The organism is Acinetobacter sp. 809848 (genome assembly GCF_000581275.1).
Taxonomy (GTDB): domain Bacteria; phylum Pseudomonadota; class Gammaproteobacteria; order Pseudomonadales; family Moraxellaceae; genus Acinetobacter; species Acinetobacter pittii.
Window position 1 is genome coordinate 1 of record NZ_JEXG01000190.1, and the last position, 525, is coordinate 525.

The 525-nt window shown below is 38.5% G+C and carries 1 protein-coding gene; it reads left to right on the forward strand.

Annotation, left to right across the window (positions count from 1 at the left end; translation table 11 throughout):
- Positions 1-525 (forward strand): Ig-like domain-containing protein (locus J536_RS24725; RefSeq protein WP_032064371.1); only part of this gene is annotated, 525 nt, incomplete at both ends.

The following is a 525-nucleotide window of genomic DNA, read 5'->3' on the forward strand; positions in this document are numbered from 1 at the left end:
GACGTTGCAGGCAATACATCAGAAACCGCTATACAAAAAGTTGTTGTCGATACAACAGCACCACAAGTAGGTGAACTGACTTTATCTGATTTAAGTGATACAGGTGTTTCGGCAACTGATCAAATTACACAAGATAAAACTTTTGATTTAAAAATTAGTGGACAAGAAGTCAATAGCCAAATTACTTACTGGATATCGAAAGATGAAGGAAAGACATGGCAGGAAACAACAGTAGCTCAAAAAGATTTGGTCGATGGTGTTTATCAATATAAAGCTGTAGTAACCGACGTTGCAGGCAACATATCTGAAACCAGTGTGCAAAAAGTCGTTGTGGATACAACAGCGCCGCAAGCAGGTGAACTGACTTTAGCTGCTTTGACTGATACGGGCATTTCAGCAACTGATCAAATTACGCAAGATAAAGCTTTTGATTTAAAGATTAGCGGACAAGAAGTAAATAGCCAAATTACTTACTGGATATCGAAAGATGATGGAAAGAGTTGGCAGGAAACAACAGTAGCTCAA